Below are 23,684 nucleotides of genomic sequence, written 5' to 3' on the forward strand. Positions count from 1 at the left end.
CCAGGACTATATTATTGAAAGATTGAATACATCTTACCGGTTTGACTGAACCTGCTGTTTCACAGGTTCTTTGCCGCCTGCATATTCGTGGCAGCGCAGGCAGTCCTTGTACTTGGGGTGGGATGTTGCCGGAGTCCCTTTTACGCCGCCCTGATGGCATACGAGGCAGCTCGAATCCGATTTATCGGCGATCGGATGTGTTACCTTGGGGGCTTCTTTGCATGAGCTGCACATCAGTAGCATGACTATCATTAATATTGCTGCAATCACATGCGGTCTCATTAATAAACATCCTCCTTTCAGATGTTAATTTTCTTCCCTGATACTTATCTTATAATCAATATCATACTATTGGGGGTTATTTTTAAACCCTGAAAATTTATAACATAGATTGTAATCAGCTGTCATGTTTGCACGGCAGAGTTTCGAAATAAAATGATAATGACCGGAAACTGCCGGGGGGCTGAGACTTATATGCGATTTGTATTTCATATTGATAATATGATGGTTGTGGTTCAAAATCTGACCTGAACTTATCATTGCAACTGCAATGCCGTTGCAATTTCAAGGTAAAAAAATCTTGTTCGGGGATAAAATGGATCAGTTTTCAATTGAAATAAAAGACTTAAATAAAACGTTCGGCAGGGTCGAGGCCTTGAAAAATGTATCCATAGATATACCAGGTGGGAGGATAACCGGCCTTCTCGGACCCAACGGGGCGGGAAAGACCACGCTTATCAAGGCTATGGCAGGCGCGGTCAGACCCTCTTCGGGCAGAATCTCAGTCTTTTCTCAAGACCCTGTCAAAATGAGAAAAGAGCTTCGTAAAAAAATCGGTTATATGCCGCAGAATCCGTCCATATACGAAGACCTGAGCGCAAGAGAAAATATAACATTCTTTGCCGGGCTTCATGGTCTGGATAATCCGGAAACAAGAGCGGAAAACATTCTTGAATTCACCGGGCTTGCTGACAGGGCCGATGATGCAGTTCATACATTTTCAGGCGGCATGAAGAAGAGGGTTTCCCTTGCCTGTGCTCTGGTGCATGATCCCGAACTCATCTTCCTGGATGAACCCACTGCTGCAATAGACCCTGTGCTCAGAAAAAAATTCTGGGAGATGTTCAGACATCTGGCGGATGCCGGCAAGACCGTAATCATCAGTACTCACCTGATGGACGAGGCTCTTCATTGCGACATGCTGGCGCTGTTATCAGAGGGGCAGGTACTGTTATACGCTTCGCCGGAGGTGATTCTGGAGAAGGGCCGGACTGAAATCGGTATCGGCATGAGGCAAAAGTCCTTAAACAGAATTATCGACAGCAATCCCGAAAGCATGGCTGAAGCGCTTCACGAATACGGACTTTCGCGAGAGGTCAAATCAATTGAGATAAAAAAACCGGACATCGAGAAAGTTTTTCTCGAACTGATGGAAGGCAGATGAAAAAAGTATTCATAATTGCAGGCCGCATAATGCGTCAGCTCAGGCACGACAAGAGGCTGCTGCTTCTCTCAATACTTGGCCCGCTTATCATCATATATTTTTTGAAGGTGTTCTTTGATGCTATACCCCTGCCTTTCTATATTCCAAAATCAAGATATGTGGTGCCGGTGACGGCCTTTATTGTCCATTTCATCAGTTTTGTTACTTGTACAATCCTTCTCGTTCAGGAGCGAAGGGCTGGAACGCTCGAACGACTCATAATTTCAGGTGTGACGCGCATCGAGATAATTGCCGGCTTTCTGCTCGGCTACTTTGCACTTGTGACATTTCAGACCGCCATCATCCAGGCGGAAGCCTTCTGGCTTTTCAAACTTAAATTCTCACCGGAAACTATACTTATCCTTTTTGCGGTCACATGGCTGCTGGCTGTTGTCTCCGTTCTTCTGGGCATATTCATTTCCACATTCGCCAGGAACGAAGGTCAGATATTTCCGTTTATACCGCTGATAATTGTTCCCTCAGCCTTTCTCTCGGGTATGATTGTCGATGTTGCACAGCTGCCGAAATGGGCGCAGGTCTTAAGCCGTATATTCCCGCTTTATTACGCCAACAATGTCCTTCAGCAGCTCATCGGGGACGAGCGTGCCTTCTTCATAATACTCATCAATTTTTATGCCCTCGCAGGATACGTTGTCGTGCTTCTCCTGCTTGCGGCGAGTACGTTTAAGGACACAGAATAAATGGTGCCCAGGCGTTTTTCCGGGGCGTCAGGGTTTGGGGTTCAGGCGCCGCGCTTTTTAAGCATTGCGGCGCCTGAGCTTTTTATTGATTCTTCTGAGTGGATATGTCCAGAGCCCGCGGATAATTCCCTATGTCAATAAGCTTTTCGCTCGTGAGCGGCCAGCCAAGGACTGGGTTCCTCTTGTATACGCCTACCTGATTCCTCCAGAAATACGACAGTATCAAAGTATTGTTGGCAGGATTCACGCCGATATTGCTGGGATACCAGTCGATAATCTTGCCGCCCACCCAGACATTGCCCACCAAGGGCAGCGTCTTGAATATGGCCAGTATGTACTTGCCTCCCTGCAACCCCGTAAGGTCAAGTGCCGTTGATGCAACCGAGGCGATGACCATGTAGCATGTATCCCCTTCAATAGCGGAATCGGCTATGCCGTAGAGCTGTGCAGGATCGATGATATTTTCGATATCCTGGCTAAGCAGGCCTACAATCCACTTGATGAGGTCATCGTGGACGAAATCCACCAGGCTGAAGACGTAAGGATTCGGATCATTGGCAAGGATCTTTGCCTTGTCAAGGCAGTAGGCGCTGCCTCCCAGATTGAAAAGCAAAGGCAGATAAAAGCCTGCGGAGTTGACATATACTCTGCCCCAGTTCTTTGAGAACAATATTTTGGTCTTGCCGTAGAACGTGTCGCCTGATTTACCCTCGATGGGGTTCAGGGCTTCCAGCCCGGTATCGGTGATCTTGAAGGGGAAGATCTTTTTGCTCACGGCTAGCAGGAGATCGCCCTGTGGGGCGACTGCGATGTCGTAGTTGCCGTAGGTGATAATCTCGTCGGACTCGATCTCCTTGCCGCTGTCGAAGATGCTGCCGTTAGAGAGATTGAACCCCCGGACCTGAGGATTGGTACCGATTATACCCGTGGTTGTAATGACGTAAACTACATCGTGTTTCGGGTCCAGTACGAGTTTGTTTCCGAACTTGTAGGGGTCTGTAAGGCCTGAAAAAAGCTTGAACGATATTGTAAGCCCAAGCGTAGAGGTGTCATAGACCTCGATGTGGCCTCCGTTGATAACAGACCATGTCCCGACCACCAGCTTTGTTCCATCAGCACTCAGCGCCATGTCCCAGATGCTGCGACCATCGTCGGGGAAGGGATAGGCTTTGATCGTAACTTCGGTACGAGCCTGAGTGATCAAGTCTATGATGAGAATCTTGTCGCTACCTTTATTCGGATAAGGGGCCTGGCAGACATATGCCTTGCTGCCATCAGGGCTTACGATAACCTGAGGAGAAAGGCCGTTAAGACCCTCAAAAGTGACAGGCGGCTGGGTAAGGTCATCAGTGTTGAGGAGCACGACCTGTCCATTTGTACCCGTCAGGTCTGACGTGGTTATAACTGCAGTATTCTTTCCGCAGGCGACCAACCCGAGACACAAGACAATGACCAATACGAGATAAATTCTTTTCATAAAAGTTTCCTCCTTTCAGTCCATAGAAAACAGGACAGTATGGTATACTACCAGGTATGTTAATATATTATATGCGGCCTTACACAATGCAAGACCCCTTATTGTTCTAATCCATTTAAGGGCTCAGGTGATATGCCAATGGTTATTTCTACACTTATAAATTAGCAGGTCTTCCAGGCTGTGGCAACAGAAAAGTCCGTTGATGTCAGTCAGAAATCAAACAGGAAACATCATTGCCGTAGCATATTGACGACCATCTAAGTGCGATGGGCATGGCAGGCCTGGCCAAGCCCTAGATGCCTTACTTCTGCAATACAAGCATGTCCCGGGCGGATAAATGTCCGGGACACACAATTTATAAAGACCTTTCTTTTTCGAGGGGTTGCCTCCCTAACGATATCATAAGAAAAACCAGGGCTGACAGAATGATAATAAAACCGGCTGTGTATACATTCCTGAATGCGTCAAACAGCATGCCTTCTGGGATTTTGACGACAAGCTCTTTCAGCGCTGATAAACCCTCATCGTGTCCCAAGAGTGACATTGAAAAAACCATTTCAAAAAAGGATACTCCCAGCGACATGCCGATGACCCATATTGTAAGGAAAATCCCGACCGACATGCTCTGCCTGTTTGCTGGCACGGCCGTTATACAGAATTTGTTGTTCGCCGGATAGAAGAACGAGAACCCGATAGAGATAATTATCATATAGGCAACTATCAGTGCCGGGCCTTTGATCCCCATGATCAAAGGGAACAGCAGCGAGGCGAACATGAGGACAATAATGGATAAAAGGCTTATCCTCTGCGGGGAAAACCGGTCAGTAAACAAACCGGACACCGGCGCTATCAGGATATAGAAAATCGAATATGTGGCTATCAGAAGTCCCGACTCCGAAGGGCTCATCTTCTTGATGATACCGAGGAAAAAAGGCATCATGAAAAGGTTTCCGTACTGCAGCATTCCTACAAAAAGCCGGGCGCACATTGCGAACCCGTAATCTCTGGATTTGAAGAGAGATATGTCGACAACAGGATTGCTGTTTCTTTTTTCAACGTAAAGGAATATTGCCGAAACAATAAAAAAACCGAAGAGGCTCAGAGTGACCTTGATGTTCTTAAGCCCGCTGTATTCGACATATTGCAGGAAATAGGTAAAGAGCGAAAATGCAATGAAAAACAGCATGACACCTCTGATGTCGAAACCGGCATTCCTGTCGGCAGGCTCGTCATCCGGAAGGGATCTTAAAATATAGGTAAAAGGTATCAATGTAAGGCCTGTTACAAAAATGAAAATATAGCGCCATCCTAAATGATCGGTAATGTATCCTCCCAGTGGGTAACCGGCTGCAATTCCCACTGCCAGCGATGAAGAGACGAAACCGAGGCCGAGTCCCATCTTGTTTTTATCGATGTACCTGGGTATCAGCGTGAAGGCGCCGTTCAAAAGTACGCTTCCCCCCAGTCCCTGAAAGATCCTGAGGATGATCATTATTCTCAGATCGGGTGCGAATGAGCATAAGATGGTGCTCAAGAAAAACAGCAGATAGCCTGCGGTCAGGACCTTCTTTATACCGAAACGGGTAAAAAACATTGAAACGAGAAGCAGTGTCGATGAAACTGTTATCATGTATGCCGTTGGAATGAATGCGATATCGCTGACTGTCGCGTTATAGCTGTCAGCAATCGACGGCAATGCAATATTTACGATGCTGCCGTCCAGGCTGAACAGGAACGAACCTGTGATTGCAGTTAAAACTATTTTCCAGAACATATATTTTTTATCGGCAATAAGAATTATTGTCTTAATTATATATACATATCCGTTTCCGCTGCTTTTATAAGCAAACGGAAAATCCAAAGCCATTCTTCATGAATTGCAGCCGGATACACCCGGGCCTGAAATCACTGCATAATGAGAACCTGATGAGATGCCTCAGTGGTGCAGATTGAGGAAATGTTTTTTCATCTGCACCCCCTCATGACGATGCGGATATCTGATGTTGAGAGCTGAAAAGATTGCCGCGACAATAGCAAGCATCATACCGGCTATGAAGGCGAGTTTGCAGCCGTACGCAGTGGCCGCAGGGGTTTTAGAGATAATGGCTGATACGGTTCCGTTACGGGAAGCGCCGAATGAAAACACGGTTTCGAAAACGGCAACACCCATTGCAGTGCCGAAAGCGCCTGTCGCATTATAGCAGCCCGAGGCCATCCCCTTTTTGTCATCGGATGGAATGGACATGACAAAGCTGTTGTTCGGCGAGAAAAATACGGCGAAGGAAACGCTCAGCCAGATAAGATAAATGATTGGAAATGCGAGCCCCTCGATCGAAAGCGTCTGAGAGAAGAAGAAGGCCGCGAATACCAGAGACGTCATTCCCGCCGCACTGAGCAGCGAGGGCTGAATCCTGTCGGCAAGCCTTCCGGCGATTGGTGCGACAACAACATATCCGATTGAAAACGACATCAGAATAATCCCGGTTGTCATGGAATCAAGCTTCTTGCCTAGTTCGAGGTAGAAGGGCATTATGAATGAGCTTCCCCCAAGCACCGCGAGCCCGAAGAATCCGGAGAGAGTTGCATATACAAAGCGCTTATCCTTGAATATCGTGAAATCCAGGATGGGCGAGACGCTCTTCATCTCCCATATGCAGAAAATAGCGATCAGAATAACCGAAAACATTATGGGCAGCAGCACCCGGGCTGAAGTCCATCCTGCGCTGTGGCCCGTGTTAATTGCATAAAGAAGCAGCGACAAGCCTGAGAGGCTTAGCAGTGTTCCCGGGATGTCGAACTCACTGATGCTTATTTTCATCTTCTGGGTCTTCTCCGGCGGAATCATTTTCCACGACATGATTATTGCAACTATTCCTACAGGCACATTTATAAGGAATACCCAGTGCCAGGTCATGAACCTGTTTATGAAGCCGCCCACAGGTGCGCCGACCGCAATGCCGAGCGCCGCCCCGAGCGAGAGTATGCCAAACGCCCAGCCGTTGATTTCCCCGGGAAGGTGCCTGGGAATTATCGCGTATGCTGCTGATATCAGCATGGCAGCGCCCAGGCCTTGAAAGAGTCTGGATATAACGAGAATATTCATGGAGGGCGATATCCCGCACATGAGCGAGCCGACAGTAAAGACTGCATAGCCTGCAATGAATACCCTTTTCTGCCCGAACCTGTCGCCAAGTTTTCCGAAGAAGAGCAGCGTGCTGGTGCCGACGATCAAATACGCCAGGACGGTTCTGGCGACGACCGACGGGGTAGTGTTGAAATAAAGCGCGATGGACGGCAGCGAAATGTTCACAATGTAAACATCGAGCTTCGACATGAAGGCTGCGAACAGGACGCTTACGACAATCCAGACATGCTTCTTCCTGAGGTCATCAATTGAATTGGGGTCACTGTTCACGGATATTTATATTAAAACCCCTTCCTTAACCTATTATATTTGTGGCAATTTCCTGTAAAATCGGATTAAAACCCTGCACTTTCAATTCATTTAAACCCGCTGTCATGTATTCTACTGTGAAGTGATGCTTTCGATTATAAAGCCTGTCGCCAGATCAGGATCATCAAGCGCCACAGGGTCGCCTTTCATGCTGTCAGGAATAAAGATTGAATCCATTCCGGCTGAGGCCTTCTTTCCTGAGGTTGGAAGATCTATGCGGGTTCCGTCAATCCACATGCAGGCCCTTCTTTTCTCGTCGGTTCCGTCGGCATAGCCGGTCCCTCCTGATACATAGGCCTTTCCTCCATAGACTTCCACATGCCATGCAACCCCTCCCAAGGTCTCATCGAGACGGGACAGTAACGTTTTAGTCCCGTCATTCCACAACACGGGTCTGAATATCGATTCGTTTTCCTCTGTGATGAAGCCGGCGGCATAAACTTTTGCACCATATACATCCAGCGAAAATACCATACCGATGGTTCCGTCATCAGGGTCTGAAAGATAATTCATATTGTTATCAAGCCAGTAAACCGGTTTGATGGAACCTTTTTCAACCCATCCGGCCGTGTAAATCTTTCCGTTCGAAATTGTTATCGAGCGGAGGCCGCCCTCACTCGCGTCTCCCAAACCGAGCATGTTCAGGTTCCCGTTCTTCCAGTATGCAGGTCTGTGCCCGTCAGTGGCGTTAAGCCATACCGAGCCCCCGATATACAAATCCATATCCGATTTTATTATGGAATATGCGGTTCCTCCCTCTGCCCCGTCGCTTAGGGGAAGTCTGACAGGAACGGAATCCGTCCACAGAACGGGTGACAGCCCGTCCATGCCTGCCACATACACTTTTCCCTGTGATACTATAATCGAGCAGCCGTATCCTGAAGTCGATTGAACGGGAAGTTCGTGAATCTTATCATTTTTCCAGAAGGCAGGCTGGGCGCAGTCATACTGGGGGTCATCCGGGCAGGGGACATAGTATATCCCTGCAGAATAATAAACGCCCTCGTAAACGCTTATATCGTAAATCTCTCCCCCACTGGCATTTTCCGGTATGTCAAGAAAACTGAGCGTCCCGTTTACCCATAAACCCGGCATGACAGCAGGTGTATCCGAACCGGAGACGGCTGAACCGGCAGGAATGATTCTTAAAGACTGGCTGATACTGTCGGAAGATTTTTTCGAACAGGAAATGAAACAGAAAACAGGTATGAGAACATATAATAAAATCAGCACATTCCTTTTCATCATCTACATTTTCCCAGTTAGACAAAATTTCTATCTATCATTTGGAACAACAAAGAAATAATATCCTGATTATATTAAGGAGGCAAGTATGAGAGTAAGGACTTCTATAATCACGGGCGTAATAATTGCCTTTATCTTTCCTGCGGCGATTGCAAATGCGGACGGGTCTTTCCTGCTTGATGACATCAAACCTGTAATCCAACAGTCGCCGGATGTAGAGAAATACCTTTTTGCCACACTTGATCTTGAGAAAAGCGGTCAGGCAAACCGTATCGGAAACAATATCAACCCGAGGCTGGGCGGTACGCGGCTCGGCCCGTACTGCATCTATGCGAAACCCAAAGGAGATGCAGGAAAAAATACATTGGAAGTCTGCATAAATACGGAATATCATTTCAAGGACAAGACAGGCAGGCCGTGCAGGCTTGAGCAGGCCTACAGCGTAACTGAGAGCTTTGTTTCAATAGAGATCAAGCCCATAAAGGAGTGAGAATAATGGGAAGGTTGAGAAATCTTATCATAAAAGATGAAGTATGTCCCTGGTGGCTTATTCGGACCTTTGATAATCCGCTAAGGAGACTCCTTCAAAAGCCTGATGAGATACTGAAAGGCCTTGTGAAAGAAGGTGATACGGCCGTGGATATCGGTTGCGGAATAGGCTATTTCACTATCCCGCTTGCCAGGATGGTCGGCAAATCAGGAAAGGTGATTGCAGTTGATCTGCAGGAAAAGATGCTTAAAGGTATGGAAAAACGCGCCATTAAAAACAGTCTGAAAGACAGAATAATTTCACATAAATGCACACCAGATTCCCTTGATGTAAAAGAGCCTGCGGATTTTATCCTGGCCTTTTACATGGTTCATGAAGTTCCCGACCAGGAGCGCCTCTTCGGTGAGATAAAGCAAATGCTCAAACCGGCAGGACATATACTTGTAGTCGAACCGGGCATGCATGTGAAGGCTGACGCCTTTGAAAAGACTGTAAAAACCGCCCAGTCATGCGGGTTGAACCTTGTAGCGCTGCCCCGCTTCAGCTTCAGCCGGGCCGCTGTTTTTGCAAATCAGGGCAATTGACTAAACGACTCTCGCTGTTCTATAAGCCATTCCCATGAAAGAATGGTATGTTGTAAACACGAATCCGCGTGAAGAAGTTGTGGCCATTGCCAAACTCAGGCAGGGCGGTTTTGAGGTTTACCAGCCTCTCATGCAGAAGTATGTTTTCCATGCCAGAAAGAAAACGCTTAAAAAAGTGCCCCTTTTCCCGAACTATATTTTTGTCAATTCAGAAGACACCGATTCCGAGCTCTTCAAGGTTAAATGGTGCCGCGGGGTCAGGCGGATGCTTATCGACAACAACAATCCCGTGCCGATCTCATCAGGTTTTGTCGATATGCTCAAGGACATCGAGACGAAGGGCGAAGGCGTCATCAAGAAGCCTGTCGAGTATGAAAAGGGCGAACTTGTCAGGGTAATGTCGGGACCGATGAAGGACGTTATCGGAATTTTCGACTCATGGGATTCCGACGAGGGCAGGGTGAGGATTCTCGTTGAGATAGTAAACCAGCGGGCCAAGGTGGTTCTTCATTCTTCCATGCTGGAAAAGGCATAGATACCGGGAGGTTTCGGATTCATACCGTTTTCGGCGATACCAGGGGTTTGAAGGCGCCCGACTTGAGGGCACTCGAAAGGCTCTATCGCAGAAAACTTCCGGCCGAGGCCGTATTCACTCACGAGCTTGCAACCGAGATCTGCCGCATATCATGGGCCTCCGGCATACAGACAGGTGTCATCCTCGACCGATTCGGCGAAGTCCAGTATGTTATAGCAGGAACTGCAACAGGCCTTACGATACCTCCTCTCGACCGCAGGCGGACTCACCACGGCAGGCTGCAGGGGCTGAGGCTGATACATACCCATCTGGGCGACGGGAACCTTTCCGCCGAGGACCTGACCGATCTCTCGCGCCTAAGGCTCGATATGATATGGGCCGTCGATGTCCTTGACGGCGGCAGGCCCGGTTTTGCATACGGCGCACACCTCTTTCCGGATGAAGGCATGCGGCTTGAATGGAAGCTTCTGGATCCCGTAAGAACCGATAGGTTAAACTTGGAGTTCGATACTTTCATATCCGAGCTCGAGGCTGAAATAGGCAGGATGCGACCGGCCAGAAATGTCGAAAGCGGAGACAGGGCAATACTTGTTGCAGTCGGGAACGATCCTGAAGAAATCGAGATTTGCACTGAAGAATTAAAAGACCTGGCCGTTTCCGCAGGAATCGCCGTGCTGGATACGGTCATCCAGCGCAGGCCCAAACCTGACCCTAAATATATCGTCGGCAAGGGCAAGCTGAACGATATATACATAAAGGCCCTGGCTGTTGACGCAAATCTAATCATATTCGACCATGAGTTGAGCCCTTCACAATCCCGATCCATAACGGAAGAGATCGACATGCGTGTGCTTGACCGTACCCAGGTAATCCTTGATATTTTCGCAAAGCGCGCCCGGACCATGGAAGGAAAAATCCAGGTGGAGCTAGCCCAGCTCAAATACAACATGCCCAGACTCGTGGGCAAAAACCCAGCGCTTTCCCGTCTGCTGGGCGGCATCGGAATCAGGGGACCCGGGGAATCCAAGCTCGAAATCGACCGCAGGCGTGCCAAAGAGCGCATGAGGAGGCTCGAAAAGGATGCGGAGCGCATAAGCGAAAAGAGGGCAGTGACACGCAGACAGCGCCGTGAAAAGCGCCTGCCCGTCATATCCATTATAGGCTATACCAATACGGGCAAATCAACTCTTCTCAACACGCTTACCAGGAGCAATGTCCTGGCCGCTGACATGCCATTTGCAACGCTGGACCCGTCGAGCAAACGTCTGAGATTTCCAAAGGATATCGAGGTCATAATAACTGATACGGTGGGCTTCATACGCGACCTGCCGCCTGATTTGAAAGCTGCATTCATGGCAACGCTCGAGGAATTGAACGATGCGGACCTCCTTGTCGAGGTGATAGACATATCCGACCCGTTCATCGATTACAGGATGCAGGCTGTCAACGTGATATTGAGCGGCCTCGGGCTTGAAACCAAACCCCGGCTCAGGGTCTTTAACAAGATCGACAAGGCTGAAAAGGAATATGTCGAGACAATGACCCGGCGCTATGACGGTGTCGCCATCTCGGCCCTTGACCGCAAGACATTAAAGCCGCTTATTGAAAGGCTTGAAAGATATTTCATGTAGTAGCGTCAGGCTGTTGGAATCATATCCGGTTAAAAAAAAGGAATCTTGAAAATTTAAGAGGGCGCCTATCAAGTTTCATAAGTAGAAAAGAGCTGAATGCTACTTCGAAGAAGTAAATATCAGAGAGGGCAATTTGAATATAAAGTCTCTGATTTTATAATATTGCTGCAGCATTCTATAACCTCGCGAAGAATGAATTAGACTGAGAGTCCTGATCTGTTGTTGTATCAGGCAGCCTTGCTGATTAAGAAGTGCTTCTAACTCATGTATCCTCAGGAGTGATTCACGGGGGCTGCATGCCCCGGCAAATGATTCGGCAAGCTTGTCACCGGGAAGCGTGTATTCGTAAAGCCCGGGCTTCTGCTCATTCCATACAAACGGTTCATCATGATGATAGAAGAGTTCATCGACACTGAATGGATGATCCAAGGATAAGCCGTCTGCCGCTGAAGCTGACACCAGCACTATGGCATTGTGTTTGGAGCTGAGAAGGTTGGCTGTAATGCGGAATGCTTGAGTAGCAAATGGATAAACTTCCCAGCCTTTTTCATGAAACCTGTCGACCCAATACTGAGTCGGTTTGAGGTTGGGTGCTTCCGTTTGTGCCTGTCCCGGCTGCATGGAAGAAAACACAATAACTCGGGATGCATAATCTAATATTGTTTGCAGTGCACGGTCCTCATCCTGAGGTGATATCCATTGCATGACATCAAGACACATAACGAGATCAAATGTGCGGCCTGAGCCTGTTTTCTGATGAAGGTCGGGTATTGAAATCGCCTCAGCATCATGAACACCCAACTGCACTAAATGATCAATGCTCGAACGTACCCCATCTCCAATTACCAGAACGGATGCAGGCCTAAAGCGTTCATTTATATAACGGAGCGGGGGAATATCGCGGAAACCATCCACGAACGGACCGGCTTCAACACCTTTTGCTTCTGCTTCTGCAAGATGCATCCTGGCCAGAGTATCAAGCGGCATCACGTGCTTCGCAAAATGCCGGGCTATTTTTTCTGCCTGTCTTGTTATCTTTAGAAGGAGCGGCGTTGTTGCCGGAGGGTAACTTATCGATACGTCTTCTGATAGTTGAATCGGGTCGTCAATCAGGTTACATGAGGGATTGCAACCCGAATAGCTCAGTCCGATCTGCCGGAGTTCCTCCGCTGTCGGGGCAGGATTGTCGAGAAAGCGATGGAACATTTCTTCCTGATGAAAGCTGTTTCCCTGTATATGGCTGGAATCACACATATGTGCAAGCCACCCGACGAAGGCCTTTCCTACTATCTGTTCGGCCGAGCGTATGGGATAGTGAGCCAGCTTCAACGTGTCCAGACAGGTTACGGGATACCTGCGGCCGTTTACACTTGAATGAACGGAATGATTGCCTGTGTCGACTATCAGTGACTTGTCCGAGAGGATCGAAGATGGAATGGCTACTTTATACCAGAAAGGATCTTCAACCTCTCTTCGGTGACGTATCCGTATCAGGGGATTGATAATATTCTGATCGTCGGAGGGCGTTGGTACATAACTCTTCCATGGTATGCTGACCACATGATCAACAGGCACAGAACCAAGGATTTCCTTAAGCGAATGATTCTCTTCCGGTACGAGAAATTCATCCGCATCGAGCGGAATTATCCAATCAGGATGAAAGGTTCTGAATACGCTCTGGAGGAGATGTGTGGTTTTTTCGGATTGCTTGCGCTCCACTTCCGGGTCATCAATGACGACAATAGGCAGATTCTCTTCAATGAGACGGGTAAGAATCTCCCTGGTCTTATCGCAGCTCGAATTGTCTGCAATCACGAGTGCATCCATATGACAGAGGTTATAGCGGACAAAAACCTCAATGATATCCTCTTCATTTTTTACAAGCGAAATGCCGATAATACGCATGGCAATTTACCCCTTCTTCTGGCAGCTTTGTAAGAAAAAAATGATTTAATATGTATATTATGTATATGTCAAAGATATATACACAAGTCGCAGACTGATGCAGGCCTTTTCAGGACTGGTTCAACATCATTGCGAGGTCTTCTAATTCTTCCCAGCGGGCATAAAGGGCGTCGAGTTCGGCATCCACGGCCTCGAGCCTTGCAATTGCATCATTGATGGTCTTTGCAGCGCTGTTCATCTGAAATGATGCATCATTGAGCTTTTCCGTGAGGCCTCGTTTTTCCTCTTCGAGCGATTCAATTCTGACCGGGAGTTCAGCAAGTTCGCGCGATTCCTTGAATGAGAGCTTGGTCTTTTCCTTGGGCCTTGCCTCTTTCTTCGGCATCTCCTTCTTTTTCTGTACCGGTTCAGGCATGACAGGGGAGCGCTGTCTGATATAGTCGTCATAGCCGCCGACATATTCCTGCAAACGTCCATTCCCTTCAAGTGCGATGGTCGATGTCACAACATTGTTCAGAAAGGCCCTGTCATGGCTTACGAGCAGTACGGTGCCGCCGTATTCGACCAGCCTGTCCTCAAGCATTTCCAGTGTATCAGCGTCGAGGTCGTTTGTGGGCTCGTCCATGACAAGGACATTCGAAGGCGTGCTGAAGAGCTTTGCCAGCAGCAGACGGTTGCGCTCCCCGCCCGAAAGTTTTTTTGCAGGCGAAACTATCTGATCCTTTGTGAAAAGAAAACTCTGTAGATAGCCCATGACGTGCCTGGGGGAGCCGTCTAAAAATACCATGTCGTTCTTGTCCGCGATATTTTCCATGAGAGTCTTATCATCATCTATCTGTGCCCTCAGCTGGTCGAAGTAGGCGATCTTTATTCGCGTTCCAATGCGTATGTCGCCCGTCTGAGGCACGAGTCCGCCAAGGAGGATTTTTAAAAGGGTGGTCTTTCCCGAGCCGTTCGGCCCGATTATGCCAACCTTGTCGCCGCGAATGATGGTGGTGGAAAAATCCTTGATGATCGGGGTATCCGAATAGCCGAAGGTTATGTCTTTTGCATCCACAATGAGCCTGCCGCTCGCCTCGGCCTGCTGGATATTGATCTTTGCGCTGCCGGTTGAATCCCTCCGCTGAGCCCTTAGCTCTCGCATCTGCATGAGCGCCCTGACCCGGCCTTCATTCCTTGTGCGCCTGGCTTCAACGCCGCGTCTTATCCATACCTCTTCTCTGGCGAGCTTCTTGTCGAACTCCTGTCTGTGCCTTTCTTCTTCTGCCAGCATTGCTTCCCTGCGTTCCGCATAAGCATCGTAGCCGCAGGTTAATGAGATGAGTCTGCCCCGGTCGATCTCGACTATACGGTTTGAAAGCCTTCTCAGAAACTCCCTGTCATGGGAGACGAACATGACGGTCTTTCCGTAATCCCTGAGGAATGCTTCAAGCCATTCGATGGATGAGATATCCAGATGGTTTGTGGGCTCGTCAAGGAGGAGTATATCGGGTTCCTTCACCAGAGCCCTTGCAAGAAAGACCCTTCTTTTCATACCTGCGGAAAGGGTTTTAAACTCGGCATTTTCATCAAGACCGGTATTTGTGATTACGGTTTCCACGTTCAGGTGATGATGCCAGGCCCCTGTGGTTTCAAGCAGATGCTGGACGCGTTCAAGCTTTCTGATATCGGATTCACTGCTGTTTGAAGCGATTCTGGCGGTGAGATCATGGTATTCCCTTAACAGTTCGATATGTTCCATACCGCCTGATGCAACTACGTCATAGACGCTTCCGCTCAGATTATCAGGAACCTCCTGCGGGAGCAAAGATGTCCTTATATCGCCGTTTTTTATGATACCGCCTTCATCCGGCATGATTTCGCCGGCGATAAGTTTCATGAGAGTTGATTTGCCCGAGCCGTTGCGGCCGACAAGGCCTATACGCTCGCCGGTCTCGATGTTGAGGTCTGCGCAGTCAAGGATCAGGGGGCCGCCGAACCTTATTGAGACGTTATTTACTGTTAAGAGACGCAAAGGAAACTGCCCTATGGTTCAGATGAGTCCATGCTGAACGGTTGTCCGTTTTTCTTCATAGTTTATATCCGGAGGCAGGTCTTTTTTCTCTGATGCAGACCTTGCAAGTTCATCGCAACGCTCGTTTTCATCATGCCCCGCATGCCCCTTCAACCATTCGAAAACGACATCATGCTTTTCGGTAAGCTCAAGCAGCGTCTTCCACAGATCATAATTTTCGGCAGGTTTGTTTCTGGTGCGCATCCAGCCGTTTTTGCGCCATTTCTTAGCCCAGCCTTCCATGATGCCCTTGACCACATACTGTGAATCCGTACGAAGAAGTATTCTAGAGGGTTTTTCAAAGAGCTTCAGACCCGCAATGGCTCCAGTCAGCTCCATGCGGTTGTTTGTCGTCATCCTGAAACCGCCTGAAAGCTCCCGGCGTTTTCCGCCATCGATAATGACGACGCCATAGCCGCCCGGACCCGGATTGTTTATGCTGCCGCCGTCTGAATAAATGATTATGCGGTTATCGGTATCAGACAGTGGCGATCCGGCAGACGGATCTTTTGCAGGGGCTGAAGATTTGAACACCCCGGGGTTTTTGAGCCAAGCCTCAGCTTCATGAAGCTTTACGAAACCCTTGAACCTTGCGCCTTCTACACCCCGGACCTGGATTTCAGCTCCATCAGGCCCGAACCAGGTCGTGTATATGCCCGGCTTTTTGCCTGTGGCCACTGCATAGAAGTTGTTTTTAGGTTTGGTCATGTTGCTGTTCTTGTCTGGATGCGCTTCGTTAACTAAAAACCGTCATCGTCCGATTTCACCCCTACGGTGTAGGTGAGCATAAGCTGGAAACCGTTGATATTGGTCGTTCCCGATACATTGCTGAAATTCAGTTTCGACCCGAAGGCGCGCGCGCCAATTCCCATCCAGGAACTGTTCTTGAGCCTGAATTCGATTCCGGCCCGGCCGTAAATCCCGGGGCCGAATGCCGAAGATGTATTGGTTTGATAGTCGGTTTGAGAAGTGGATACATAATAATTCGACTGGTTGTTGTTCTGACCGAACATCAATATAGGTCCCAAACCTCCGTATAGGCGTATCCTTTTTCCCATCTCCGCACTCACATACGGGCCGATGGAAAGATCAAGCAGATAAAGCTGGTTGTCGACATGCACAGTGACCTGACCAGGCACGGTGCCTGCGGCTCTGACGGAATCTGTCATCCAGCTGAAAAGGGCTCCGCCCTCAATGCCTAATGAAACCGGTTTCTTTAATATTGGAATACCGCCTTCTACGCCTATGAGGGGCATCCAGGTAAATGTGGATGTTGCTTCAACAGTGGGGTATTCTGTGCTCTGGTAGTTGAGGTTAAGGTTCGCATAGCGGGCCGCGCCCAGCATTACCTGAACAAGCGAGTACGAATCGTCATTTGCATTCTGACTGGTATCATCATCCGCGAATAAAGGCGTTCCGGCAATGAATATTACAAGAAGCAACCATAAGATAATCTGTTTTTTACATAATGATTTCATAAACCCGTTCTCCTCCTGTGCATAATTATTATGTGCCCTGCGATAATACGGTCATCGGCCGTCCCTGCTGCGGATATCATGCTCCGTATTTATAAACTATGGCTTTTATTTAAAAATTGTCAAGAAACAAGGTTTAGAACAGAGGGGAATATTTGTGAATTTCATATCATGACTGGTTGAATATCGGCTTTTACCGGACAGGTTTCTTAAAGTATTTTAAATTGACTTGAGCTGTTTTAGTCCGTAACCTGAAGTTTCAGACTCAATCTTAAACCTGAAAAGGAGGAAGCCATGCCGCTAAAGAGACTTCTGGCAAAACGGACTGAAAACATGGGCGCAAGCGCGATCAGGGAAATCCTGAAAGTCGTATCCCAGCCCGGCATGGTCTCTCTTGCAGGCGGTATTCCGGCTCCTGAAAGTTTTCCGCTTGAAATAATGACCGAACTCACTGCCCGTGTAATCGAAAAGTACGGCAGCCAGGCCTTCCAGTACGACCTGACGGAAGGGTTTACGCCCCTGAGGGAGGTTCTTGCGGATTATCTGATAGAAAGGGGCGTAAGGGCGAAACCCGATGAGGTAATAATCGGCACGGGCTCGCAGGGATTTCTCGACGCAATGGGCAAGGCGCTTATAACGCCCGGAGACAAGGTGGCGGTAGAGGCGCCGACATATCTCGGCGCAATTCAGGCGCTGAATCCTTACGAGCCTGATTATGTAAGCATCGCAACGGACGACAGCGGCGTCATTCCTGAATCGCTTGAAGAGGTGCTTAAAAACAACGAGGTAAAGCTCATATACCTTGTGCCTACATTCCAGAACCCGACCGGAAGGACGATCTCTCTTGAACGCAGGGAAAAAATCGCATCATTGATCATCAAATACAAGTCACTGCTAATAGAGGACGATCCGTACAGCATGCTCAGGTACCGCGGCGTTCCGCTACCTCCCATCAAGACAATGGCGCCCGACAACACTGTTTACATAAGCACCCTTTCAAAGGTTTTTGCACCCGGTTTGAGGCTCGGATTCTGCGTGGCCCCGCCCGTTATCCTCAGATGGCTCGTGCTTGTAAAGCAGGGCGTCGACCTGCATACTAGCACTTTCAATCAGGCCCTTGCAGCAGAATACATGGCCGGAGGCTATCTCGAGCGGCACCTTCCCAAGATACTGGGCATCTATAAACCGAAGCAGGAGGCGATGCTTAATGCCCTTGGTAAATATTTCCCGTCTGATTTTTATTTTTCAAGGCCCGAAGGGGGCATGTTCATCTGGGTGGAAGGGAATCTTGATATGGATAAAGTATATGAAAAAGCGATAGAGAAAAACGTTGCATTCGTGCCCGGTAAATACTTTTTCACTAAAAAAGGCGAAGGCAGAGGCACCATGAGGCTTAATTACACCATGAGCGATGAAGCGACCATCGACAGGGCGATAAAGACGCTTTCCGAAGTCATAGGAGAGTTTAAATGAACCTGTTCAGGGGGATCGATAATGGTCCATTATGATTATGACGTTATAGTGGCAGGCGCAGGCCCTGGCGGATGCGTTGCAGCAATTAAGCTTGCTCAGGCCGGCCACAGGGTGGCCCTGTTCGATTCATCGGATGAAACCACGCTCGGCAAGCCCATAATCATTGAAGCCGAGAGGTCCATATTCCCTATAGTAGGCGTTGATATGCCCGCAGGCGACATGGTGCCCTACCATGCCGGATGCCTCCGCTACATATCACCCCGGGGGAAAGAGGTTTTCAGCATCGGAAATAAGGAAAACGCTACACCAATAGGCATGTACCTTGACCGTTATGTAAGGACCCTGCTTGAAGCAGCCAGACGCTCAGGCGCCTCATTTTTTGGCGGCCACAGGGTTATTGCGCCGTTAATTTCATCAGGAAGGGCAGCAGGCATCGAATTTGAATCTTCAAAAGGTAAAGGTGCGGCAACGGCAAGAATCACGATCGACTCAACCGGATTTAATGCCACTCTTGTGAGGGTTCTGCCTCAGGATACTGGCTTTGAGTTTCCTGATGATGACAGGCATGTCGTAAGCGCGGCCAACAGTTTCAATGAGACGATACCATCTGCGGCTGAAGAGGCGGTGAGATCGGGCAGGCATGGCGACGAAGAGGTGAGGACCAGACTGGGTGATTACGGCCCGTACTCAACGGTATATTCCTTCCTCTCCACAAGGAAAAACAGGGCCTATATCCTTATAGGGCTGAAAAAAGCTTTGGAAAAGAGTATCACCGCCGGACAGGCTGTCGATAATTTTATAAACGATGCAGGGTGGTTCGGCAGAAAAATCCACGGGGGAAAAGGCTATATCCGCATCAGACATTCACTCGACAAACTTGTTGCCGACGGGTTCATGGCGGTCGGCGAGGCCGCATGCATGGTCTTTCCCATGCACGGAAGCGGCGTCGCATCATCCATGTATGCAGGCCTTCTTGCTGCAAAGACTGCATCAAGGGCGTTGTTCTCAGACGATACGACCGTACGGGCCCTTTGGCCTTACTCGGCCGAATACCAGACGACAAGGGGCAGGCTGCTGGCGGCCTATGACGTTACAAGGCTTACCATCGACATGTTCAAGGAAAATGATGTAGCCGACATGATGGAATCCGGGCTCCTTAATAAAGAGGATATTGTGAACGGACTGCTTATTTCAGACCCTCTAATATCACCTGCCACGCTTCCTGAAAGGATAATGGGCATGGCAAGACATCCGCGCTTTATACCGGTGCTTGCCGGAATGGGAATGACGCTCAATTCCGTCCTGTCGCACTACAAAAAATACCCGAATGAATATGACCCTGCCGCATTTAATTCATGGCGGCGCAGGAAAAAGACACTGTTTAGCCGCCTGCAGGGATAAGGAAGCTGAAAAGTTTAATGGCTCAATAGCTCGACAGCTATACACAGGGAGAAGATAATGATGAAAAAACTTGCAGTTCTCGTAATGATGGCAATGTTTATGGCGGCCTGCGCACCGCGATATACGATAAACCATGATTATCCGAAAGAGCCTTTGAGTTTTCCTAAAGACCAGGCAGCCCATTACGACGCGCAGACCGAGTGGTGGTACTACACCGGTCATTTCTTTGATGAAGACAGGAACGAATATGGTTTCGAACTCACTTTTTTCAAGAGGGTGATGAGCGACGACAAGTCTGTTATTTTTAAATTTCCCGCCTACTGGATCAAGGATATAGGAATGGTCGGCCATTTTGCCATAACCGACGTTAACGGTAAAAAATTCAAATTTGCGCAGAAGACGAATCTTTGCTCTGGATGGAAGGCAGAAAAGGATCGTTACGAGGTTTCCATAGGAGACTGGTCAGTCAGGGAAGAAGACGGGATACACAAGCTCAAGGCAAACATGAGAGGTTATGAGATCGATCTGGAATTGAAGCCTCTGAAAGACCCCGTTCCGAACGGACCCGGCGGGATTGTCGCAAAGGGCAGCGGCTACGGCAATTATTACTATTCGATAACCAGGATCGAAGTAAGCGGTACGCTTAAGGCAGGCGGCAAGACCCTTAAAGTACACGGTGTTTCCTGGATGGACCATGAATACGGTATCATGAAGGTTGCCCCCGGTGTCAAAGGCTGGGACTGGTTCAGTCTTCAGCTCAATGACGGGACCGACATAATGATTTACATGATAAAGGATAAAAACGAGATTGTGAAGGAATCGAGCTGTACAATAGTAAACGCCTCAGGAGAATACAATTGGTTGACTCTCTCCGATATCGAAGTCAAAGACATATCGACATGGAAGAGTCCCAATACCGGTGGTGAGTATCCTTCCCGGTGGGAAATCCGTATAAAGCCGCTCGATCTTACTCTTAACGTGGTTCCGGTAATGAATGACCAGGAGATGAGGCTGCCGCCCATCGATTACTGGGAAGGGGCAGTTAATTTAAAGGGCACAAGGGAAGGTTCCCCGGTTCTTGGAAAGGGATATGTCGAGCTTGTCGGTTATTCCAGGAATAAAAGGCCCGGCACACAGAATCTTGAATGAACACTTATAGTGATTCTTCGACCGATTTGATAAGCCCGAATTTTCTCAGCTCTTCCAGTATTTTTTTCTGTTCCACCGGTTTATACAGATACAGGTTTGCACCGCCTCTGTAACATGCCTCAAATATGTATGCCGGGTTTACGACAGCGGTAATGACGATAATCTTTACGGAATCCGCCACGAGCACGCCCATTTCGCGTTCTATTTTGCGCATCATTTTGATGGCGTCGATTCCGCCAATCCTCGGCAGCATCAGGTCTATGCAGACAAGGTCGTAAGGCTTGCCCAGTTCGAGTGCAAGGGTGAAGGCCTTAACACAGTCCATGCCGTCTTCCGCGGAATCGCAGTAGCCATAATTTTCAAGAATTCGCTCGAGGGCGAGCCTTGATGTCATGCTGACATCGGCCAGGAGGATCTTCAGTTTACCATTGCTGTCCGGCATGAATATAATATAGGGCCGATATCCTCAGTTGAAAGGGGTTAAGTATTATTTTTATTTTTTCCGATAACGAGCAAAGAAAGAAAACACAAAAGGATAATTTTATGGTGAGCTTTTCGCAGATAATAACCGGCTGGCAGCCTTTTTATTCCACGATTGCCGAAGCGGCGGCAACGCTCCTTGGGCTTCTTTTCGTAGCCGTTTCCCTAAACAGGGCGCACCTTGACCTTGAGGAAAATGCACACCTGATGTCGCTGGCCAGGCAGACGTTTGCCACATATCTCTTTATCCTTACATTTTCCATAACGGTGCTCATTCCCAAGCAGAGCGGAAAGGGTCTGGGAATTCCGCTGACCTGTATAGGTGTTTACGGGCTTTATCTTGTCCTTAGGGAGATGGCGTTGCATGTAAGAAAAATCAATGTTTCAGTATCATTAAAGCGCTACGGATGGTCACTGCTTGCATTCATCCTTATGATTTCCTCTTCGATCCATGTCATTGCCCATGAAGATTCCGGCAGCCTCTATCATATGGTATCGTCCATGTTCATGCTTCTTGTATCTGCAACAAAAAGCTCGTGGATACTTCTTGTCGAAATCAGATCGACAAAGACGGCATCCCATAATTAAACGAAATACGCTATTCGGAAAAGGGTGAGCCGTCATCGATTGATTTGAGGATTTCTGCGATTTCGACTTCTGTCGATTTGAGGCTCTTCTTGAGGGTTTTTATCATTTCGGATGCGCTCTTTACTGTTTCAGCCAGCCTGTCAACCGGAATGTCGCCCGAATTCATCTTTTCAACCAGAGCCTCAAGCTCCCTGAGTATTTCCGAATAGGTTTTTTTCTTCATGATTTCTCCTTTGTCTCGACAATGCTTGTCAGGCTGCCCTTTGAAAGGACAGTCTTCAACCTGTCGCCGTTTTGAATTCCGGCGCTGTCCGTTAATGCCTTGCCTTCAGGGGTCATGGTGATGCTGAACCCCCTTTTGAGTATGGATGCCGGGTCCATGATGGCAAGCAGATTATCATACTCAATAAGTCTCGATTCCGCTGTGCTCATTATTGCACGGACTGCAGGCTTCACGGAGCGCTCGATAATGGCGAGTCTGTTTCCGGCAAGCGCCGATGCACGCGCCGCCGCCATGCCCAATCTTCCTGCTGCCGCATGGATGGAGGAATCAAGAGCTTTCGTCATTTTCGATACGGATACCGACATCCTGTATGCAATCATCTTAAGCCTGTCGTTTTCCTTTTCAGTGTATGACCGGGCTGAATCATCAAGCGCTGAGAGTGCGTCGATAATCCTCTGACGGAAATCATCAAGTCTGGCAGTAAGAAATCTGGCGGTATCAGTGGGCGTTACAAAATGCATGTACGATACCATATCAGACACGCTGAGGTCGATTTCATGACCTATGCCGGTGAGAACCGGCAGACGGCATCCGGCTATCGCTTCACAAATCCTTATGTCGTCGAAATAAAAAAGGTCGGTCTTTGCCCCTCCGCCCCTTACTATTGCAATGGCGTGCAGGTCTTTCTGCTGAAGCGCCTTTATCCCGTTTGAAACGTCACGGGGTGTGTGTTCGCCCTGCATGTACGCATCGAATATATACAATTTGAATGCATATCCGCTGGAATTGAGGACACTCAAAAAATCATTGAAGGCGGCTGAACCGAGAGATGTTATCAGGCCTATTTTCAAAGGGCAGTCGCTCATTTCAAGCCGTCTGTTGTTTTCAAAGAGCCCTGCCTTTTTCAGTTCATCGATGGTCTGCTGGCGTTTTCTGGCCATTGCCCCGAGGCTGTAGCCTGCATCAACTTCACTTACGATAAGCTGGTACCGCCCTTCTTTTACGTAAAGATCGACGCCCGCCCTCAATTTTACTTCCAGCCCGTCGGCAAGCTGAAATGAAGAAAATCCATCACGCCTTAATTTTGTGCGCCAGGAGAGAAGGGAATTCTTAAAAAAGGCGCATCCGATCTTTGCGATATATCTGGCAGGGTCGTCGGGGTCCTTTTCCACAAGGTCAAAATATGCGTGGCCGGAGCGGTCATGCATCTTATAGCCGTGTATCTCTCCCGTTACCCAGGTGTCGTTGCCGAAGGTTTCACTGAGAAGTGACCTTGCAATCTGGCCCAGCTGACTTACGGTAAAGCAGTTCATATTAAGTCAAGTATCAGATAAGGA

At 48.5% G+C, this 23,684-nt stretch carries 22 protein-coding genes; 10 read left to right on the forward strand and 12 right to left on the reverse strand.

Annotation, left to right across the window (positions count from 1 at the left end; all coding sequences use genetic code 11):
• Positions 1 to 33 precede the first annotated feature (33 nt).
• Complete coding sequence (locus tag VIS94_11350; protein HEY9161670.1) at positions 34 to 282, reverse strand: hypothetical protein; 249 nt, start codon at positions 280 to 282, stop codon at positions 34 to 36.
• Positions 283 to 595: 313 nt separating this feature from the next.
• Between VIS94_11350 and VIS94_11355 the strand changes: the two genes are divergently transcribed.
• Together VIS94_11355 and VIS94_11360 are read left to right on the forward strand one after the other, a co-directional pair.
• The gene (locus VIS94_11355; GenBank protein ID HEY9161671.1) at positions 596 to 1,444 is read left to right on the forward strand and encodes an ABC transporter ATP-binding protein; all 849 of its coding nucleotides are present in this window, start codon (positions 596 to 598) and stop codon (positions 1,442 to 1,444) included.
• Entirely contained in the window at positions 1,441 to 2,184 is a 744-nt protein-coding gene (locus tag VIS94_11360) for an ABC transporter permease (GenBank protein HEY9161672.1), read from the forward strand. Before VIS94_11355 ends, VIS94_11360 begins: the two co-directional genes overlap by 4 nt.
• Before the next feature lie 82 nt (positions 2,185 to 2,266).
• On the opposite strand, the gene VIS94_11365 is transcribed toward VIS94_11360, so the two are convergent.
• The 4 genes from VIS94_11365 to VIS94_11380 form a co-directional block, all read right to left on the reverse strand.
• Complete coding sequence (locus VIS94_11365; protein ID HEY9161673.1) at positions 2,267 to 3,661, reverse strand: hypothetical protein; 1,395 nt, start codon at positions 3,659 to 3,661, stop codon at positions 2,267 to 2,269.
• Positions 3,662 to 4,016: 355 nt separating this feature from the next.
• Entirely contained in the window at positions 4,017 to 5,522 is a 1,506-nt protein-coding gene (locus tag VIS94_11370) for an MFS transporter (protein ID HEY9161674.1), read from the reverse strand.
• Between the two features lie 75 nt (positions 5,523 to 5,597).
• Positions 5,598 to 7,076: an MFS transporter gene (locus VIS94_11375; protein ID HEY9161675.1), complete on the reverse strand. Its 1,479-nt coding sequence runs from the start codon at positions 7,074 to 7,076 to the stop codon at positions 5,598 to 5,600.
• 111 nt (positions 7,077 to 7,187) lie between these two features.
• Positions 7,188 to 8,363, reverse strand: a complete 1,176-nt coding sequence (locus VIS94_11380; GenBank protein HEY9161676.1) for a hypothetical protein — start codon at positions 8,361 to 8,363, stop codon at positions 7,188 to 7,190.
• Between the two features lie 85 nt (positions 8,364 to 8,448).
• Between VIS94_11380 and VIS94_11385 the strand changes: the two genes are divergently transcribed.
• The 4 genes from VIS94_11385 (at position 8,449) to hflX (ending at position 11,600) form a co-directional block, all read left to right on the forward strand.
• A complete protein-coding gene (locus VIS94_11385; GenBank protein ID HEY9161677.1) occupies positions 8,449 to 8,850 on the forward strand; it encodes a hypothetical protein in 402 nt (133 codons plus the stop codon).
• A gap of 5 nt (positions 8,851 to 8,855) precedes the next feature.
• Entirely contained in the window at positions 8,856 to 9,434 is a 579-nt protein-coding gene (locus VIS94_11390) for a class I SAM-dependent methyltransferase (GenBank protein HEY9161678.1), read from the forward strand.
• Positions 9,435 to 9,468: 34 nt separating this feature from the next.
• Positions 9,469 to 9,969, forward strand: coding sequence for a transcription termination/antitermination NusG family protein (locus VIS94_11395; GenBank protein HEY9161679.1), 501 nt, complete (start codon positions 9,469 to 9,471; stop codon positions 9,967 to 9,969).
• Between the two features lie 62 nt (positions 9,970 to 10,031).
• The gene (gene hflX, locus VIS94_11400; protein ID HEY9161680.1) at positions 10,032 to 11,600 is read left to right on the forward strand and encodes a GTPase HflX; all 1,569 of its coding nucleotides are present in this window, start codon (positions 10,032 to 10,034) and stop codon (positions 11,598 to 11,600) included.
• A 99-nt stretch (positions 11,601 to 11,699) separates the two neighbouring features.
• Here hflX and VIS94_11405 read toward each other — a convergent pair whose 3' ends face one another.
• The 4 genes from VIS94_11405 to VIS94_11420 all read right to left on the reverse strand — a co-directional run bounded on the left by VIS94_11405 (position 11,700) and on the right by VIS94_11420 (position 17,036).
• Entirely contained in the window at positions 11,700 to 13,505 is a 1,806-nt protein-coding gene (locus VIS94_11405) for a glycosyltransferase family 2 protein (protein ID HEY9161681.1), read from the reverse strand.
• Between the two features lie 109 nt (positions 13,506 to 13,614).
• Positions 13,615 to 15,519 carry an ATP-binding cassette domain-containing protein gene (locus VIS94_11410; protein HEY9161682.1) on the reverse strand — a complete coding sequence of 635 codons (1,905 nt, stop codon included), beginning with the start codon at positions 15,517 to 15,519 and terminating at the stop codon, positions 13,615 to 13,617.
• Positions 15,520 to 15,537: 18 nt separating this feature from the next.
• Complete coding sequence (rnhA, locus tag VIS94_11415; GenBank protein ID HEY9161683.1) at positions 15,538 to 16,266, reverse strand: ribonuclease HI; 729 nt, start codon at positions 16,264 to 16,266, stop codon at positions 15,538 to 15,540.
• 32 nt (positions 16,267 to 16,298) lie between these two features.
• Complete coding sequence (locus VIS94_11420) at positions 16,299 to 17,036, reverse strand: hypothetical protein (GenBank protein ID HEY9161684.1); 738 nt, start codon at positions 17,034 to 17,036, stop codon at positions 16,299 to 16,301.
• Between the two features lie 291 nt (positions 17,037 to 17,327).
• On the opposite strand from VIS94_11420, the gene VIS94_11425 reads away from it, so the two are divergent.
• Genes VIS94_11425 through VIS94_11435 form a run of 3 tightly spaced genes read left to right on the forward strand, consistent with a single transcriptional unit; the run spans position 17,328 to position 21,056 of the window.
• Positions 17,328 to 18,506, forward strand: coding sequence for a PLP-dependent aminotransferase family protein (locus VIS94_11425; GenBank protein ID HEY9161685.1), 1,179 nt, complete (start codon positions 17,328 to 17,330; stop codon positions 18,504 to 18,506).
• Positions 18,507 to 18,527: 21 nt separating this feature from the next.
• The gene (locus tag VIS94_11430; protein HEY9161686.1) at positions 18,528 to 19,907 is read left to right on the forward strand and encodes an NAD(P)/FAD-dependent oxidoreductase; all 1,380 of its coding nucleotides are present in this window, start codon (positions 18,528 to 18,530) and stop codon (positions 19,905 to 19,907) included.
• Between the two features lie 57 nt (positions 19,908 to 19,964).
• Positions 19,965 to 21,056 carry a lipocalin-like domain-containing protein gene (locus tag VIS94_11435; GenBank protein ID HEY9161687.1) on the forward strand — a complete coding sequence of 364 codons (1,092 nt, stop codon included), beginning with the start codon at positions 19,965 to 19,967 and terminating at the stop codon, positions 21,054 to 21,056.
• A gap of 4 nt (positions 21,057 to 21,060) precedes the next feature.
• Here the strand turns inward: VIS94_11435 and VIS94_11440 are convergent, their stop codons facing one another.
• Positions 21,061 to 21,498 carry a response regulator gene (locus VIS94_11440; GenBank protein HEY9161688.1) on the reverse strand — a complete coding sequence of 146 codons (438 nt, stop codon included), beginning with the start codon at positions 21,496 to 21,498 and terminating at the stop codon, positions 21,061 to 21,063.
• 101 nt (positions 21,499 to 21,599) lie between these two features.
• Between VIS94_11440 and VIS94_11445 the strand changes: the two genes are divergently transcribed.
• Positions 21,600 to 22,124, forward strand: a complete 525-nt coding sequence (locus VIS94_11445; protein HEY9161689.1) for a hypothetical protein — start codon at positions 21,600 to 21,602, stop codon at positions 22,122 to 22,124.
• A 10-nt stretch (positions 22,125 to 22,134) separates the two neighbouring features.
• On the opposite strand, the gene xseB is transcribed toward VIS94_11445, so the two are convergent.
• On the reverse strand, positions 22,135 to 22,347 hold the full coding sequence (xseB, locus tag VIS94_11450; GenBank protein ID HEY9161690.1) for an exodeoxyribonuclease VII small subunit: 213 nt from the start codon (positions 22,345 to 22,347) through the stop codon (positions 22,135 to 22,137).
• Positions 22,344 to 23,660, reverse strand: coding sequence for an exodeoxyribonuclease VII large subunit (gene xseA, locus VIS94_11455; GenBank protein HEY9161691.1), 1,317 nt, complete (start codon positions 23,658 to 23,660; stop codon positions 22,344 to 22,346). The genes xseB and xseA overlap by 4 nt, the downstream gene beginning before the upstream one ends.
• Positions 23,661 to 23,684: the final 24 nt, after the last annotated feature.

The sequence above is a fragment of the Desulfomonilia bacterium genome (assembly GCA_036567785.1).
In the GTDB taxonomy this organism is placed as follows: domain Bacteria; phylum Desulfobacterota; class Desulfomonilia; order UBA1062; family UBA1062; genus DATCTV01.

Bases quoted from the DNA above. Each gene is read 5' to 3' on its own strand.
- VIS94_11440 (HEY9161688.1), bottom strand. From the start codon at position 21,498: ATGCCGGACAGCAATGGTAAACTGAAGATCCTCCTGGCCGATGTCAGC.
- VIS94_11445 (HEY9161689.1), top strand. From the start codon at position 21,600: ATGGTGAGCTTTTCGCAGATAATAACCGGCTGGCAGCCTTTTTATTCC.
- VIS94_11425 (HEY9161685.1), top strand. From the start codon at position 17,328: ATGCCGCTAAAGAGACTTCTGGCAAAACGGACTGAAAACATGGGCGCA.
- VIS94_11365 (HEY9161673.1), bottom strand. From the start codon at position 3,661: ATGAAAAGAATTTATCTCGTATTGGTCATTGTCTTGTGTCTCGGGTTG.
- VIS94_11355 (HEY9161671.1), top strand. From the start codon at position 596: ATGGATCAGTTTTCAATTGAAATAAAAGACTTAAATAAAACGTTCGGC.
- VIS94_11390 (HEY9161678.1), top strand. From the start codon at position 8,856: ATGGGAAGGTTGAGAAATCTTATCATAAAAGATGAAGTATGTCCCTGG.
- VIS94_11360 (HEY9161672.1), top strand. From the start codon at position 1,441: ATGAAAAAAGTATTCATAATTGCAGGCCGCATAATGCGTCAGCTCAGG.
- VIS94_11430 (HEY9161686.1), top strand. From the start codon at position 18,528: ATGGTCCATTATGATTATGACGTTATAGTGGCAGGCGCAGGCCCTGGC.
- xseB (HEY9161690.1), bottom strand. From the start codon at position 22,347: ATGAAGAAAAAAACCTATTCGGAAATACTCAGGGAGCTTGAGGCTCTG.
- VIS94_11405 (HEY9161681.1), bottom strand. From the start codon at position 13,505: ATGCGTATTATCGGCATTTCGCTTGTAAAAAATGAAGAGGATATCATT.
- VIS94_11385 (HEY9161677.1), top strand. From the start codon at position 8,449: ATGAGAGTAAGGACTTCTATAATCACGGGCGTAATAATTGCCTTTATC.
- VIS94_11420 (HEY9161684.1), bottom strand. From the start codon at position 17,036: ATGAAATCATTATGTAAAAAACAGATTATCTTATGGTTGCTTCTTGTA.
- VIS94_11395 (HEY9161679.1), top strand. From the start codon at position 9,469: ATGAAAGAATGGTATGTTGTAAACACGAATCCGCGTGAAGAAGTTGTG.
- VIS94_11380 (HEY9161676.1), bottom strand. From the start codon at position 8,363: ATGATGAAAAGGAATGTGCTGATTTTATTATATGTTCTCATACCTGTT.
- xseA (HEY9161691.1), bottom strand. From the start codon at position 23,660: ATGAACTGCTTTACCGTAAGTCAGCTGGGCCAGATTGCAAGGTCACTT.
- VIS94_11350 (HEY9161670.1), bottom strand. From the start codon at position 282: ATGAGACCGCATGTGATTGCAGCAATATTAATGATAGTCATGCTACTG.
- VIS94_11435 (HEY9161687.1), top strand. From the start codon at position 19,965: ATGATGAAAAAACTTGCAGTTCTCGTAATGATGGCAATGTTTATGGCG.
- rnhA (HEY9161683.1), bottom strand. From the start codon at position 16,266: ATGACCAAACCTAAAAACAACTTCTATGCAGTGGCCACAGGCAAAAAG.